Consider the following 1,444-nt stretch of genomic DNA (forward strand, 5'->3'; position numbering starts at 1 on the left):
TGTCCAGGGTGGGTGTTTCTGATCAGTGGTCGTGGCTGGGACCTGTGCTGATCAGTTGTAGTTCGTCTGTGGGGTAAGGCCCTCGGCTGGGGATGGTGGGTGTCAAGGGTGATGTGGCGCGGTGTCAGCTGGTGATTGTTCAGGTCGCAGGCTTCCTGATCAGGTCTGGTCATGCGTTCTGCGGCTTGGTCACTTCTAACGATTGTTGGTAAGCGATGCCCCGTTGTCAGTGGCGGGACCTGAGCTGGGTGCGCCGGGGGATCGGGGCTGGCGGCTGAGTTCGGCTGTGGTGCGTGGCGGAGGTCAGTAGCGGAAGCCGAAGAGTCCGCCGGTCGGGGCGTCGGTCACCAGGAGGTGTTGTTGGTCGGGGTGGAGGAGTAGCCAGCCGCGTTGCTGTTTTTGGACCCAGTGGCGGGTCGTGGGGTGACGGGGGTGGGTGCGGGCCTGTTGGTAGGCGCGTTGCCACAGGATGGGCCAGGGCGGGTTCCACCAGGGGTCGATCGTGGCGAGAGCCTGCTGGGTGGGGGAGGGGCTGCTGCGTTTTTTCGCGAGTTGGCGTTGGCTGTCGAGCCATTTGCCGAGGGGGAAGCCGTCGCGGACGGTCTTGATCGCAGGGCAGAGGTGGCCGTGGTCGGCTGCCCAGGTACGGGCATGAGCGAGGGCTTCGGCGTGGGACCGGGGCCGGGGACCGGGCCGCCAGTGGCCAGCTGTCTGAGCGGTGATGCCGATGGCGTTCAACAGGTGCTGCTGGCCGGGGTGGAGCTGGTCGTACTGGAGGCAGGCCCGGGTGATCCAACTGCCCAAGACGGTGCTCGGTGCAGGGATGCGGGCCGCGGGGTTGAAGGGGCGGCCCGCTTCGACGTGGTTGCGGGCGCGGTAGTAGTTGCGCTGCCAGTGCAGGTCCCAGGGCGGGTTCCACCAGGGGTCGATCGCCGCGAGTTCGGTCAGGTGGGGTGAGGGCGGCAGTCCGGCGCGGGCGCGTTGTTTGGCGCGGTTGCGCTGGCTGAACAGCCACCACCCCAGCGGATAGCCGTCGTCCCGGGTGTCGCGGGGAGCTGCGAGGTGGCCGTGTTCGGCTGCGTAGGCGCGGGCGTGTGCCAGGGCTGTCTCGAAGCGTGGCCTCAGATCGGGGCGGTGCCCGAGGTGGCGGCGGGGCTCGCGGGGACGCTTCGGCTCGGTGGCACGCCGAGTGCGGCGTCGACCCGGAAGAGCCGCAGGGCTTGCAGCTCTTCCGGCGTTACCGTCCTTGTCTTCCACGTCCGGGGCCGGGGTCGCCGCCGGCCTCTTCGGGGCCGTACGTGCGTGGTCCAGGGCGCTGCGGGCTACCTCGGTGGTGATGCCGAGGTCGGTGAGGAGTTGCCGCTGCTCCTCGCTGAGCTCGTCGTACGTGGCGCACTGGTGCCACAGCCAGTCGGCGGCACCGGAGTCGTCGAGGGTATTGAAG

The 1,444-nt window shown here is 68.7% G+C and carries 1 protein-coding gene; it reads right to left on the reverse strand.

Annotated features, from left to right (window positions below; translation table 11 throughout):
- Positions 1-303: 303 nt before the first annotated feature.
- A partial coding sequence (locus tag ABZT03_RS44485) for a helicase associated domain-containing protein (RefSeq protein ID WP_356050044.1) occupies positions 304-1,444 on the reverse strand: 1,141 nt, incomplete at its 5' end.

This window comes from Streptomyces sp. NPDC005574 (assembly GCF_040605435.1).
In the GTDB taxonomy this organism is placed as follows: Bacteria; Actinomycetota; Actinomycetes; order Streptomycetales; family Streptomycetaceae; genus Streptomyces.